This is a genomic window from Dermacoccus nishinomiyaensis (assembly GCF_900447535.1).
GTDB lineage: Bacteria > Actinomycetota > Actinomycetes > Actinomycetales > Dermatophilaceae > Dermacoccus > Dermacoccus nishinomiyaensis.
In genome coordinates this window covers 1,280,346-1,293,126 of record NZ_UFXX01000001.1, presented here as the reverse complement: position 1 = coordinate 1,293,126, position 12,781 = coordinate 1,280,346, and the positions used below count along the sequence as shown (strand labels likewise).

At 68.5% G+C, this 12,781-nt stretch carries 11 protein-coding genes; 4 read left to right on the top strand and 7 right to left on the bottom strand.

Going from position 1 to position 12,781, the window contains the following annotated elements; all coding sequences use genetic code 11:
• Nucleotides 1–65 precede the first annotated feature (65 nt).
• Both DYE07_RS06105 and DYE07_RS06100 read left to right on the top strand, forming a co-directional pair.
• Nucleotides 66–779, top strand: a complete 714-nt coding sequence (locus DYE07_RS06105; protein ID WP_115296554.1) for an LppX_LprAFG lipoprotein — start codon at nt 66–68, stop codon at nt 777–779.
• Nucleotides 780–860: 81 nt separating this feature from the next.
• Nucleotides 861–2,675, top strand: a complete 1,815-nt coding sequence (locus tag DYE07_RS06100) for an MFS transporter (RefSeq protein WP_115296553.1) — start codon at nt 861–863, stop codon at nt 2,673–2,675.
• A 218-nt stretch (nt 2,676–2,893) separates the two neighbouring features.
• On the opposite strand, the gene DYE07_RS06095 is transcribed toward DYE07_RS06100, so the two are convergent.
• The 5 genes from DYE07_RS06095 to DYE07_RS06075 form a co-directional block, all read right to left on the bottom strand.
• Nucleotides 2,894–3,727, bottom strand: a complete 834-nt coding sequence (locus DYE07_RS06095; protein ID WP_115296552.1) for an HpcH/HpaI aldolase/citrate lyase family protein — start codon at nt 3,725–3,727, stop codon at nt 2,894–2,896.
• Nucleotides 3,728–3,815: 88 nt separating this feature from the next.
• On the bottom strand, nt 3,816–4,361 hold the full coding sequence (locus DYE07_RS06090; protein WP_237723897.1) for a MaoC family dehydratase: 546 nt from the start codon (nt 4,359–4,361) through the stop codon (nt 3,816–3,818).
• A gap of 106 nt (nt 4,362–4,467) precedes the next feature.
• Complete coding sequence (locus tag DYE07_RS06085) at nt 4,468–5,643, bottom strand: acyl-CoA dehydrogenase family protein (protein ID WP_115296551.1); 1,176 nt, start codon at nt 5,641–5,643, stop codon at nt 4,468–4,470.
• Between the two features lie 155 nt (nt 5,644–5,798).
• A complete protein-coding gene (locus tag DYE07_RS06080; RefSeq protein WP_115296550.1) occupies nt 5,799–7,928 on the bottom strand; it encodes an ATP-binding protein in 2,130 nt (709 codons plus the stop codon).
• A 5-nt stretch (nt 7,929–7,933) separates the two neighbouring features.
• On the bottom strand, nt 7,934–9,511 hold the full coding sequence (locus DYE07_RS06075) for a carboxyl transferase domain-containing protein (RefSeq protein WP_040014862.1): 1,578 nt from the start codon (nt 9,509–9,511) through the stop codon (nt 7,934–7,936).
• 340 nt (nt 9,512–9,851) lie between these two features.
• On the opposite strand from DYE07_RS06075, the gene DYE07_RS06070 reads away from it, so the two are divergent.
• The gene (locus DYE07_RS06070; protein WP_243755061.1) at nt 9,852–10,529 is read left to right on the top strand and encodes a GNAT family N-acetyltransferase; all 678 of its coding nucleotides are present in this window, start codon (nt 9,852–9,854) and stop codon (nt 10,527–10,529) included.
• A 93-nt stretch (nt 10,530–10,622) separates the two neighbouring features.
• Here DYE07_RS06070 and DYE07_RS06065 read toward each other — a convergent pair whose 3' ends face one another.
• Both DYE07_RS06065 and DYE07_RS06060 read right to left on the bottom strand, forming a co-directional pair.
• Nucleotides 10,623–11,057: a PASTA domain-containing protein gene (locus DYE07_RS06065; RefSeq protein WP_006946077.1), complete on the bottom strand. Its 435-nt coding sequence runs from the start codon at nt 11,055–11,057 to the stop codon at nt 10,623–10,625.
• 261 nt (nt 11,058–11,318) lie between these two features.
• Nucleotides 11,319–11,885, bottom strand: a complete 567-nt coding sequence (locus tag DYE07_RS06060) for a DUF4352 domain-containing protein (RefSeq protein ID WP_115296549.1) — start codon at nt 11,883–11,885, stop codon at nt 11,319–11,321.
• Between the two features lie 167 nt (nt 11,886–12,052).
• Here DYE07_RS06060 and DYE07_RS06055 point away from each other — a divergent pair, with 167 nt between their 5' ends.
• Nucleotides 12,053–12,679, top strand: coding sequence for an SACE_7040 family transcriptional regulator (locus DYE07_RS06055; protein WP_006946248.1), 627 nt, complete (start codon nt 12,053–12,055; stop codon nt 12,677–12,679).
• Nucleotides 12,680–12,781 lie beyond the last annotated feature (102 nt).

Here is a 12,781-nt window from a genome sequence, read left to right as displayed (position 1 = left end):
TGCATAGGCTGCGTCACAACGACAGGTGAGCATCCGCTCACGACCCCCGACGGACAGGTGAGCTCATGACCTCCCACATGCCCACGCGCCGCAGCGTCATGACGGCAGCGCTCGCGAGCGTCGCCCTGACGGCGTGCTCGTCGGCGAAGAAGTCCGATTCGAACGCCTCCAGCGGCGAGGACGTGACGAAGCGTCTCAAGGCCGCGCAGGACAAGATCGGCAAGACGTCCGGGTACCACACGAAGGTGACGTGCTCGGCCGCGCCGAAGGACGAACCGGCGCTCAAGGCGGGGGAGGGCGACGTCGTCAACTCGCCCGCCGCGTTCAAGGGTGACGTGACGGCGAGCACGCAGGGCAACGAGATCAAGGCCGGCATCATCAGCATCGGCGACAAGAACTGGGTGAAGCCGAGCTTCTCGCCCAAGTACCTGACGGTGAACCTCAAGTCGCTCGGTGTGCCGTCCCCGACGTCGCTTTTCAACGCGACGAGTGGCATCCCGGCGATGCCGCTCATGAGCAAGGACATGAAGCGTTCGGGCGAGAAGCTCGTCGGCGGCGAGAAGGTGACGACGTACAAGGGCACGCTCGACGGCCCGAGCGCCGCGAAGGCGATGGGTTTCGGCAAGACGCGCGGCGACTACACCGTCGAGGTCGGCCTCACCGACTCCGACGAGCTGCGCACCATGATCATCACGGGCCCGTTCTTCGACTCGGCCGACGCGACGTACACGATCGACATCTCCAAGTACGACCAGAAGGTCGACATCAAGCAGCCGTGACCGTGCCTGCCGGTGATTCACCCCTGCTCGTGACGCACCCGGCCGCCGACTGACCACCGACGCGAGAGACCTCGACGACCCATGACGTTCACCGCTGCCACCGCGCCCGACGCCGACGTTCCGGCGATCGCCACCCGTTCGAAGGCGCTGCTCGCGACGGCGGCACTCGCCGTCCTGCTGACGGCGGCCGACACGTACGTCGTCGTCCTCGCGCTGCAGGACATGATGGCGGGCGTCGGCCTCGGCATCGACGAACTGCAACGGGCGACGCCGATCGTGTCGGGCTTCCTGCTCGGTTACATCGCCGTGCTGCCGCTCATCGGACGGCTGTCCGACCTCGTCTCGCGCCAACGCGTGTTGCTGTGGTGCCTCGTGCTGTTCGGCCTCGGCAGCGTCGTGACGGCGCTCGCCGTCGACCTGCCTGTCATCGTCGGCGGGCGCGTCATCCAGGGCATCGGTGGTGGCGGGCTCGTGCCCGCGACGCTGGCCCTCGTCGCGGATCTGCTGCCGCGCGGGCGACGGGGCATGGCGCTCGGGATGGTGTCGGCGGTGCAGGAAGTGGGGTCGGTGCTCGGCCCACTGCTCGGCGCCGCGATCCTCGCCGTGTGGTCGTGGCGCGCGATCTTCTGGGTCAACGCTGCAGCGGCCGTCGTCCTCGCCGTCATGATCGGTGTGTTGGGGCGACGGACGAGCACGCAGGTGCCGGACGTGGGCGGCGGCGTTGAGCCTGTGGGCGGGCGCGGCGCGTCGACATCCGCGGCTGGCGACGGCGCGCACCGCGTCGCTGCTGCGTCGTCAGGCCCCGGGCGCGTGGCCCGCATCGTCGGATGGTTGGGGTGGCTGGCGTTGCTCGTCGGAACCCTCATCGTCCTGCTCGCGCTGTGGGCGCCGGAGCGGCTGACCTCCGACGTCGACTACGGCCTGCCGTTCGTCCCGTACGACGGCTACACCTCGCGCATGGCGACCCCCATTGCATTGCGTGGCCTCGGCGTCCTCGTGCTGGGCATCGCGCTGACCGCACGGATCTGGTGGCCGCGGCTACGCGCCGTCGACCTGCCCGGCGCCGTGCTGCTGACGGGCGCGCTCGCCTGCATCGTGTGGGCGTTCGCCGCGGCCGACACCTCGAAGGAGGTGCTCAGCCCCGCCGGATACGTGCTGCTGCCGGTGGCGGCGGTGCTGCTCGTCGGGTACGGCATCCGTCATCGCACGGCGCGGCGACCACTCATCGAACGCGGCGTCCTGGCGGGTCGGGTGCCCGTCGCGCTACTGGTGTCGTTCCTCGTCGGCACGGCGCTCGTCGCGATCGTCGTCGAGATCCCGGTCCTCGCGCGACTGACGCTGACGGACTCGCAGACGGCGGCCGCGTTCGTCCTGCTGCGCTTTCTCGTCGCCGTGCCCATCGGGGCGTTCCTCGGCGGGTTCCTGCTGCGACGCGTGGGGCCGGCCCTCGTCGCCGCTCCCGGTCTCATCATGGCCGGGGCCGCGATCCTCGCGATGAGTACGTGGGGGCGCGACGCGCTCGGCGGCGTCGTCATCTCGACGCTCGTGCTCGCCGTCGCGGGCCTCGGCATCGGCCTCGCCATCGCGCCCGTCAACGACGCGGCGCTCGCCGACTCGCCCGACGACGCGCACGGCGTGACGTCGGCACTCGTCGTCGTCGGCCGCATGATGGGCATGGTCGTCGGCCTCGCGCTGCTGACGGCGATCGGCCTGCACCAGTTCAGCGTCGAGATGCAGAAGGCCGCTCATACGAGCGAGCAGACCGTGCGTGACGCGGGCGTCGTGCAGGTGCACACCGTGTTCGTCGGCGCAGGCGTCGCGGTGCTCGTCGCGGCGGTGCTGGCGTTCTTCTTCCTGGGGCGCCGGGTCATCGGTTCACGCCGCGTCGAGAGCTGAACGGCCGCGGCGCCGACAGGGGCCGATGACGGTGGCCTCTACCGCTGGGCGTCGACGTTGACCTCGGCGGCCTGCATGCCCGGCCCGCCATCAAGGGCCTGCCGGGACCTCGCCGTCGAGGGCCGGACGTGGCCGCGATGCGGGATGAGCGGGCCCGGGACGCCGCCGCAGCGCCAGCTCGGAGCAGCCCCCGTCATTGCCCCACCGGCCGCGTTGCGTCAGTTCGCGCGTCGCAGGATCTGCTCGGCCTGCTTGAACACCGGCCCGTCGACCATCTGTCCCTCGAACGTGAACACGCCGCGTTCGTGCTTCGCCGCGTCCATGAGGCGCGTGGCCCAGTCGATCTGCTCATCGGTAGGGGCGTAGGCGTCGCGGATCGTGGCGACCTGCTTGGGGTGAATGGCGACCTTCGCGTCGAAACCGATGGCGACGGCGTCATCGGCCTCGGCGCGCAGGGCGAGGAGGTTGCCGATGTCCATGAACACGGAGTCGAGTGCGAAGCAGCCGTGCGCCTTCGCGGCCAGCAGGACGTTGCCGCGCACCTGCTGAACGATCGGGTGGTAACTCCCGTCGGCCAGGCGACTGCGGCGCCCACCGAAGCCCGCCGTCAGGTCCTCGGAGCCCCACATGAACCCGGCGACGTTCGGGGCGGCAGCGATCTCGGCGGCGTTGACGGCACCCTGAGGAGATTCGATGAGGGCGATGACGTCGTGGTCTGGCAGGGCGTCGACGTCGGCGCGCGTCTCGGTCTTGGCGAGCATGACTCGACGGACGGGTAGCTGCTCCAGGCAGACGAGGTCGGCGGCGAACTCGTCCGTCGTCGCGGCGTTGACGCGCACGACGATCGCCTCGACGTCCGGTGCGCCGTCACAATTGAATGCGTCGATGAGGGCCTGACGTGCCGCGGGCTTGTCCGCCGGGTTCACGGCGTCCTCCAGATCGAGGATGACGACGTCCGCCGCCGCAGCGGCCTTCGCGTAGCGCTCCGGGCGGTCCGCCGGGCAGAAGAGCCAGCCCGGCCCCGGCATCGTCCACGAGGTGCTTGTGTCCATGAGTTCCTCCGGTCGGTAGACGGTGACGGTTGGGGTGGATGGTGACGTCTGAACGTCCCCATCCACCCCAACCGTCACCAGGTGTGCATCAGGCCGACGGCGCGCACTTCACGAGCGTCTGACGCACCGCGACGGCGACGACGTCACCGAGCTGGTTCTTCGCGACGTGCCGCAGCGTGACGATGCCCTGGCCGGGGCGCGACTTCGATTCGCGCTTGTCCTCGATCAGCGTCTCGGCGTACATCGTGTCACCGTGGCGCATCGGCTTGGGAAAGCTGATCTCGCTGAACCCGAGGTTCGCGACGATCGTTCCCATCGTCAGCTGGGCGACCGACAGCCCGACGAGCGTCGACAGCGTGAACATCGAGTTGACGAGGCGCTCGCCGAATTCTGTCCCCGCTCCGTACTCGGCGTCGAGGTGCAGGGCCTGAGTATTCATCGTCAGCGTCGTGAACAGCACGTTGTCGGCCTCGGTGACGGTGCGTCCGGGGCGGTGCTCATAGATCGCGCCGACCTCGAACTCCTCGAACCACAGTCCGCGCTGCGTGATGCGCTTGGGCTGTCGCTCGCCCGATTCGGGGCCGGTAGCGGCGTCGTCGCTCGAGGCGTCTTGGGGTGTTTCATGAAGGGGCATGACGGCCTTTCGTCGAGTCGATCTTTCGTCGAGTCGATCTTTCGTCGAGTCGATGTTGCCCGGGTTTCGGGGCGCCTGCGCCCCGAAACCCGGGCAACATCGTGGGTCACAAGGACAGTTCGCGGGCGATGAGCATGAGCTGCACCTCGGTGGTGCCCTCGCCGATCTCGAGGATCTTCGAGTCGCGGTAGTGACGCGAGACGACGTACTCGTTCATGAAGCCGTAGCCGCCGTGGATCTGCGTGGCGTCGCGGGCGTTGTCCATCGCGGCCTCCGACGCGACCATCTTCGCGATCGACGCGGCCTTCTTGAACGGCCTGCCGGCGAGCATGAGTGCCGCGGCGTTGTAGTACGCCGAACGCGCCGTGTGAGCCCGTGCCTCCATGCGGGCGATCTTGAACTGAATGGCCTGGTACTCACCGATCGCGTGCCCGAACGCCTGACGTTCCTTTGCGTACTTCACCGATTCGTCGACGCATCCCTGCGCCGCCCCGACCGCCAGCGCCGCGATGGCGATGCGGCCCTCGTCGAGGATGCGCAGGAAGTTCGCGTACCCGCGACCGCGTTCGCCGAGCAGGTTCGCCTTCGGCACGCGCACGTCCGAGAACGACAGCGGATGCGTGTCGGAGGCATTCCAACCGACCTTGTCGTAGGCGGGCTCAGCCGTGAAACCCGGCGTGATCGCCGGCACGATGATTGTCGAGATCTCCTTCTTGACGCGCCCATCAGCCGTCTGCGACTCGCCCGTCACCGCCGTCACCGTCACGAGCTTCGTGATGTCGGTGCCCGAGTTGGTGATGAACTGCTTCGAGCCGTTGATGACCCACTCGTCGCCGTCTTCCTTGGCCGTCGTGCGCGTGCCGGACGCGTCAGAACCGGCGCCGGCCTCCGTCAGACCGAAGCCGCCGAGCGCCTCACCGGAGGCGAGCATCGGTAGCCACTGCTCCTTCTGCTCCTGCGAACCGAAGCGGTAGATCGGCATCGCGCCGAGCCCGACGCCCGCCTCGAGGGTGATGGCGACGCTCTGGTCGACCTTCGCGAGTTCCTCGAGCGCGAGGCACAGGGCGAAGTAGTCGCCGCCCATGCCACCGAACTCCTCGGGAAACGGGATGCCGAACAGGCCCATCTCGGCCATGCCGGAGACGACCTCGTACGGGAACGTGTGGTCCTTGTCGTGCTGCGCCGACACAGGCGCGACGACACGCTGCGCGAAGTCGCGCACGCCCTTCGCGAGGTCGGCGTACTCGTCGGGCAGATTGCCCTGCGCGATGAAGTCGGTCATGGCGGTCTCCTACGGGTGTGTGGGCGTCTACCCCTTCTGCGTGCAAGTGCACCCGGGTGCGCTTGCACGCGGAGGGTCAGGGCTCGGCGGGGGATCAGGGCTCGGCGGGGGGCTGAAGAGGCGGAAAGAGCGGGGTGGGATGAAGAGGGAGGTGGTCAGGAGGCGCCGGGCGGTGTGATGCGAGCGAGCACCTCGTCGACGGCCACCTGAGTGCCTGCGGGGGCGAGAACTTCGACGGTGCCGTCGATCGGTGCGGTGAGGGAGTGCTCCATCTTCATCGCCTCGACGATGACGACGACGTCACCCGCCGCGACCTTGGCACCATCGGCGACCTGCACGGCGATGACGGCGCCCGGCATCGGGCTCGTGATGTCACCACCGGCGCTGGCCGCAGCCGACGACCGCAGGCTGACGTGTGGTGCTTCCTTGAGCGAGAACGTCCCGTCGGGTGAGTCGACCCAGACCGTGCGGGTACTGCTCTTGTCGCTCGAGATCGCCGTTCGGTACGTGCGGCGTTCGCCATCGGCGTCGATGACGAATCGCGTTGTGCCGTCGGTCTCCTCGCCCTCGATGACGACGGCGAGCCGCGTTGTCTCCCCGTCGCCGCGGGCCGCCGTCACGGAGGCGGGCACGTCGCGGCTTATCGTGACGTCATCACCGTCGCGGTGATGCACGAGGGCGACCTCGACGATGCCGCTGGCATCCTCACTCGGGTCGGTGACGGCGAAGCGGGCGCGCCGCGGGCTGTTGTGGCCGGTGCGCCATCCGTCTCGCCCGGCCCACAGGTCGCCACCGCCGGCGAGCCCCAACGAGGCCGACGCTGCGGCGACGAGCACGCCGTCGGGCGCGGGGGTGGCGACGTAGTCGGCGACGCGCGCGTCGAGCAGGCCGGTGTCGAGGCGCCCGGCGATGACGTCGGGGTCGGCGAGCAAGAAGCGGCAGAAATCGATGTTGGTCACGACGCCGCCGATGTGCGTCTTCGCCAGCGCCGCGTCGAGGCCTCGCAGGGCGGACGCGCGGTCGGGGCCGTAGGCGATGACCTTGCTCAGCATCGGGTCGAAGTTGCTGCCGACGATCGTGCCGACGCGCAACCCCGAGTCGACGCGCACCCCGGCGCCCGTCGGCTCGGACAGCGAGATGACCTCGCCGCCCGTGGGCAGGAAGCCGCGCGCCGGGTCCTCGGCGTACACGCGCGCCTCGATGGCGTGGCCCGTCAGCGTCACGTCGTCCTGCGTGAACCCGAGCGGCTCACCGGCGGCCACGCGCACCTGCCACTCGACGAGGTCGAGGCCTGTGACGAGTTCGGTGACGGGGTGCTCGACCTGTAGGCGCGTGTTCATCTCCATGAAGAAGAACTCGTCGGGCGCGTCGGCGCTGACGATGAACTCGACCGTCCCCGCACCGACGTAGTCGACGGATCGTGCTGTGTTGCAGGCCGCTTCGCCGATTCGTGCACGCGTGGCTTCGTCGAGCAGCGGTGACGGTGCCTCTTCGATGACCTTCTGGTGACGGCGCTGCAGCGAGCACTCGCGCTCGCCGAGATGCACGACGTTGCCGTGCTTGTCCGCGATGACCTGCACCTCGATGTGCCGCGGGCGCAGCACGAACCGTTCGAGGAACAGCGTGTCGTCGCCGAAGCTCGAGGCGGCCTCCCGACGGGCGCGCGCGACGGCGTCGGCCATGTCCTCGGCGCGCTCGACGACGTGCATGCCCTTGCCGCCGCCGCCGGCGCTCGGCTTGATGAGGACGGGGAAACCGACCTCGCTCGCGGCCGCGACGAGCTCGTCGTCGCTCAGGCCGGGTCGGGCGAGGCCGGGCACGACGGGCACGTCGAACGCGCTGACGGCTGTCTTCGCCGTGATCTTGTCGCCCATCGTCTCGATGGCGCGGCTGCCGGGGCCGAGGAAGGCGATGCCCGCCTCCTCGCACGCAGCCGCGAACGCGGTGTTCTCCGACAGGAACCCGTAGCCCGGGTGCACGCCGTCGGCGCCACTGATGCGGCACGCCTCGATGACGGCGGGGATGCTGAGGTAGTTCGTGCGAACCGGGGCGCTGGCGTCACCGCGCGCAACGTCGAGACGGTCCAGGTTGATGGCGACGTCGGCTTCGCGCACGTGCAGCGCGCTCGCGTCGGCGTCGGTGTAGACGGCGACGCTGCGGATGCCCATGCGGCGCAGCGTGCGCATGACGCGGACGGCGATCTCGCCGCGGTTGGCGATGAGAACCGTTGCGATGTCGCGCTTCTCGACGTTCGTGTCGGGGGCGGAGGTCGTGTTCGAGGTCATCTCACTCACATCCGGAAGACGCCGTAGCTGACGTCGGGCAGGTCGGTGCCGGAGCAGGCCTCGAGGGCGAGTCCGACGAGGTCGCGGGTGGAGGCGGGGTCGATGACGCCGTCGTCCCAGAGGCGGGCGGTCGAGTAGTAGGGGTTGCCCTGCGTCTCGTACTGCTCGCGGATCGGGGCCTTGAACGTCTCGGCGTCGTCGTCGCTCCATGGGGTGCCGGCGGCTTCGAGCTGGTCGCCGCGCACCGTCGCGAGCACGCTCGCGGCCTGTTCACCGCCCATGACGCTGATGCGCGCGTTGGGCCACATCCACAGGAATCGCGGCGAGTAGGCGCGCCCGCACATCGAGTAGTTGCCGGCACCGTAGCTGCCGCCGATGACGACGGTGAACTTCGGTACGCGCGCGCAGGCGACGGCCGTCACCATCTTCGCGCCGTGCTTGGCGATGCCCCCGGCCTCGTACTCGCGGCCCACCATGAAACCGGTGATGTTCTGCAGGAACAGCAGCGGCGTCTTGCGCTTGTCGGCAAGCTCGATGAAGTGCGCGCCCTTCTGCGCGGATTCGCCGAACAGCACGCCGTTGTTCGCGATGATCGCGACGGGGTGGCCGTGGATGTGCGCGAACCCGGTGACGAGCGTCTTGCCGTACTCGGCCTTGAACTCGTGGAACTCCCCGGCGTCGACGATCGTCTCGATGACGTCGTGCACGTCGTACGGTGTGCGCAGGTCGACGGGGACGACGTCGTAGAGGCGCTCCTGGTCATGGACCGCGTCGCGGGGTTCCACGGTGCGCCAAGGGGTTTCGGGCTTCGGCCCGAGCGTGCTGACGATGCTGCGCACCGTCATGAGCGCGTCGTGGTCGTCATCGGCGAGGTGGTCGGTGACGCCGGAGACCTTCGAGTGCAGGTCGCCGCCACCGAGATCCTCGGCCGTGACGACCTCGCCAGTCGCAGCCTTCACCAGCGGCGGGCCGCCGAGGAAGATCGTGCCCTGCTCGCGCACGATGACGGTCTCGTCGCTCATCGCGGGCACGTAGGCGCCGCCGGCGGTGCACGAGCCCATGACGGCGGCGATCTGTGGGATGCCCTTCGCCGACAGCGTCGCCTGGTTGTAGAAGATGCGGCCGAAGTGGTCGCGGTCGGGGAACACGTCGTCCTGCTTGGGCAGGAACGCTCCGCCGGAGTCGACGAGGTAGATGCACGGCAGGTTGTTCTCGCGCGCGATCTCCTGCGCGCGCAGGTGCTTCTTCACCGTCATCGGGTAGTAGGTGCCGCCCTTGACGGTCGCGTCGTTCGCGACGATGACGCACTCGCGACCCTCGACGCGGCCGATACCGCCGATGACGCCGGCGCCGGGGCACTCGTCGTCGTACATGCCGTCGGCGGCGAGGGGTGCGAGCTCGATGAACGGGCTGCCCGGATCGAGCAGCGTCTCGACGCGGTCGCGCGGCAACAGCTTGCCGCGGGCGACGTGGCGCTCGCGCGACTTGTCGCTGCCACCCTTCGCAGCGCGGGCCAGCTTGTCGTTCAGATCGTCGAGCAGGCGCAGATGCTCGGCTCGGTTGGCGGCTTGGTCGAAGGCCATGCGTTCGCTCACCCCGTGACGTCGGTGGGACGGGTCGGTGCGAGCGATCAGGTGACCTGCGTCACTCGCGCATTCAGTTAATCACAATTAACTCAAGTGTGGTGAGCGGGGAGGTCTGCCCGGGTGTCCTCGCCCGAGCACGTGGCGGGAGTCGTCGCAGTGAGCGGTGGGCGGTGGGCCGCTTGTGGCGGCTGGCGTCGTCAACCGTCCGTGTCGCATTCGTGCCAAGGGCTTTACGAGTCGGCGAGGCGAGCGTCCTGGTGAGTGAGGTGCGCATGTGCGCGGCCGGTTGGCGGCGGCCGTCGAGGCTGCGACGGCCGCGGGGGACCAGGGGGATCTGATGACTCGCAGGGATGAATTCACGAATCATGCTCAGTCGTGGCGACGGGCGGCTGTGGGAGCGGGAGCGACGCTCGTCGTGACGCTCGGGGGTGCGGCCTGCGGGTCGTCCGACCAGAGCGCGGCGCAGGCGTCGAGTCTGGCGTCGGCGTCGATGCCGTCGCCGGTGCGTCGGGCTCCCGGTGAGGCGACGCTCGTAGGCTGGCTTCGCGAATCGGCTTCGTACGACCCGAGGTTCGCGTTCGTCGCACTCGATGGGGACAGAATCGTCGGGCACGTGATGGCGACCGGGGGTGACCTCGACGGGGCGCCGACGCTCGGGCTGGGGCCGTTGTCGGTCGAGCCGTCGAGGCAGGGGCAGGGCATCGGGTCACGGTTGATGGGGGCGACTCTGGGCGCTGCTCGCCAGGCGGGCGCGAGCGTCATCGTCCTGCTGGGTGGGCCGGGCTATCACGCGCGTTTGGGTTTCGTGCCGGCTGCGGATCTCGGCATCAGCGCAGACCCGTCATGGGGTGAGTTCTTCCAGGCGCGTCCTCTCGCGGACGGCTGGGGGCGCGACGGTGACGCTGAAAGCCAGGCACACGCCGGACCGCGCGGCGTCATCACCTACCCTGAGCCGTTCGCGCGCCTGGGGTGGCGGCCGGCGCACCCCGTCGTGGCGTCTGAGCGGAGCCAATGAGGGTGGTCGGCCCATGCGGCGCCCAGCGTCGCGTGTGAGGGAGCGTCGCGAGGCCCCTGAGGCGCGACAACGTGTGGCGTCGGCGACGCTACGTCAGGGGCAGGTTTCGTCGAGCTTGACGGTCTTGAACCGCACGTCGACGCCGTCCTTGACCTCGGTTCCGGCCGCAGGGGTCTGTGAGCAGACCTTCCAGTGCTTGTCGAGCAGTTGGGGGCGGCTCGTGCCGAGCGCGTCGTCCGAGTGCGAGACGTAGAGCGGGTTGCCGGAGACCCGCTGCACGTCGTCCTGCGCGGCTTGCAAGGTCTTGCCGGTCTCGTCGGGCATGGTGAACGGCTCGGCCTGTGCCCCGACGGCCTTGGAGCTCGCATCGCCGGCTGCGCTCGATGCTGCGGAGCCTGCGCTCGCCACCGCGCTCGTGGCCTGCGACGCAGCACTGGTTGCGGCGTCCTCGGCCTTGTCGGTGTCGTTGCTCGAGCAACCGGCGAGGGCGAGGACCGCGGTCAGGGCGAGGAGGCTGGTCTTGTTCATAGATCGACCTTAGGCTGAGTTCCCTGGCTTAAGTCTCGCTGGTCATGCTTGTGTCCAACTCGTCACGCACGGCAGGGACCTCTCATGTCCGGGGCTTGCGCCGATGTGGTGGCTTAAGGATGAACCGGGATAACGGACGCTGAGGCCCTCCGTCCCCTTCCGAGTTCACGGGGCGCCGCAGTAGTTCCGTATGAGAGGCGGCTGTACCGTGATGATCAGCGCCGCCGCAGTGATCTTGTCCAACCCCGTCGGGGCGCTGTCCTATTTGTAATAGCCCTTTGCGTTGCCAAAGCCGTTTTCAACCGCGATGACGAGGTCGCCCGTGGCGTCGACACCGTAGGCCTGCTTCCAAGTGAGCGTCTTGCCGGGGAGAATGTCAGCGGTGGGCAGATCAACGCCCTTCTCGGTGTCGAAGACCCCGTCGGATTGCTTATCTCCGCTCGTGGCTGTGGTCGTGAGCGTCATGGCGTTGTAGGGCTCTTTAGATCCGTTCTTCAACGTGACATCGACGATGACGAACTTCTTGAACTTGGTGTCAGAGGCTGCGTAGGGAGACGGTTGAAAGGGCTGAGGCTTCGAGATGGTGATCGCGACGCCGTCGTCCCACGTGAACGTGGATCCGAAGGGCTTGGTCTTGCTGTTGACTTCGTCAGATGACGTAGAGGTCGCTGAGCTGGATGTCTGAGGTGTCGTGCCTTCCCCGGCGGCTGACGAGGCCGACGAGGCGGGGGTGTTGCTGCCAGGGGCGTCGTTCGTGTTCTTGACCTCTGACGAACAGCCGCACAGGGCGAGGGCAGCCGCCACGGAGCAAATCTTCAGATTGCGCATGCGGCCAAGATGGAGGGTTTCGTATCTTTCGCGGGGGTTCGCGAGGTGACTTCTTTGGGTGACTGCCTGCGTTGGTGCGCCATGAGGAGTCCGTCGAGGTCAACCACACTCAGTTCATTGTGATTAACTCAATCGTTGGTATCTGTCTCTCGCCCACGGGGGTTCGCATGGCGCTCGACGTCGCGGCAGGCGCGGAGCTGACGGCCCGGGAGCGCAGCAAGGCTGCCCGGCGTCAGCAGATCCTCGATGCCGCTGCGGGCCTCATCGCCGAGCGTGGGCTCGCGGGGGTGCGTCTCGAAGACCTGGGCAGCGCGGTCGGCATCAGCGGCCCCGCCGTCTACCGCCACTTCGCGAACAAGGAAGCGGTGCTCGCCGAACTGCTCGTCGGCATCAGCCGGTATCTCCTCGAGAACGGTTCGCGCGTCGTCGCTGACGCCGCCACGGCTGACGAGGCGCTCGAGAACCTCGTCGACTTCCACATCGACTTCTCCCTGACCAAGCCGGCGCTCATCCGCGTGCAGGGCCGCGATCTCGCAAGCCTCGACGCAGCCGCTCGTCGCGACGTGCGGCAGCTGCAGCGCCAATATGTCGAGATCTGGGTCGGTGTGCTGCGCGACGTCGACCCCTCTCTCAGCGACGACGAGGCCCGCATCAAGGCCCACGCCGGCTTCGGCGCGCTCAACTCGACGCCGCACTCGACCGGCAGGACGAAGACCGCGGTCGAAGCTCACCGCGAACGCACCCGAGCCGTCCTGCGCGCGATGGCGCTCGCGGCGCTGCGCCCTGCTGGGTGAAGCCGGGTCGTTCCGCCCGTCGAGAAATTCAGTTAAGAACCATTAACCGAGACGGTGTGATGTGGTTCACTGAAATCCTGTGATGTGAGTCACGGATGACGC

Bases quoted from the DNA above. Each gene is read 5' to 3' on its own strand.
- DYE07_RS06105 (WP_115296554.1), top strand. From the start codon at position 66: ATGACCTCCCACATGCCCACGCGCCGCAGCGTCATGACGGCAGCGCTC.
- DYE07_RS06100 (WP_115296553.1), top strand. From the start codon at position 861: ATGACGTTCACCGCTGCCACCGCGCCCGACGCCGACGTTCCGGCGATC.
- DYE07_RS06095 (WP_115296552.1), bottom strand. From the start codon at position 3,727: ATGGACACAAGCACCTCGTGGACGATGCCGGGGCCGGGCTGGCTCTTC.
- DYE07_RS06090 (WP_237723897.1), bottom strand. From the start codon at position 4,361: ATGCCCCTTCATGAAACACCCCAAGACGCCTCGAGCGACGACGCCGCT.
- DYE07_RS06085 (WP_115296551.1), bottom strand. From the start codon at position 5,643: ATGACCGACTTCATCGCGCAGGGCAATCTGCCCGACGAGTACGCCGAC.
- DYE07_RS06080 (WP_115296550.1), bottom strand. From the start codon at position 7,928: ATGACCTCGAACACGACCTCCGCCCCCGACACGAACGTCGAGAAGCGC.
- DYE07_RS06075 (WP_040014862.1), bottom strand. From the start codon at position 9,511: ATGGCCTTCGACCAAGCCGCCAACCGAGCCGAGCATCTGCGCCTGCTC.
- DYE07_RS06070 (WP_243755061.1), top strand. From the start codon at position 9,852: ATGACTCGCAGGGATGAATTCACGAATCATGCTCAGTCGTGGCGACGG.
- DYE07_RS06065 (WP_006946077.1), bottom strand. From the start codon at position 11,057: ATGAACAAGACCAGCCTCCTCGCCCTGACCGCGGTCCTCGCCCTCGCC.
- DYE07_RS06060 (WP_115296549.1), bottom strand. From the start codon at position 11,885: ATGCGCAATCTGAAGATTTGCTCCGTGGCGGCTGCCCTCGCCCTGTGC.
- DYE07_RS06055 (WP_006946248.1), top strand. From the start codon at position 12,053: ATGGCGCTCGACGTCGCGGCAGGCGCGGAGCTGACGGCCCGGGAGCGC.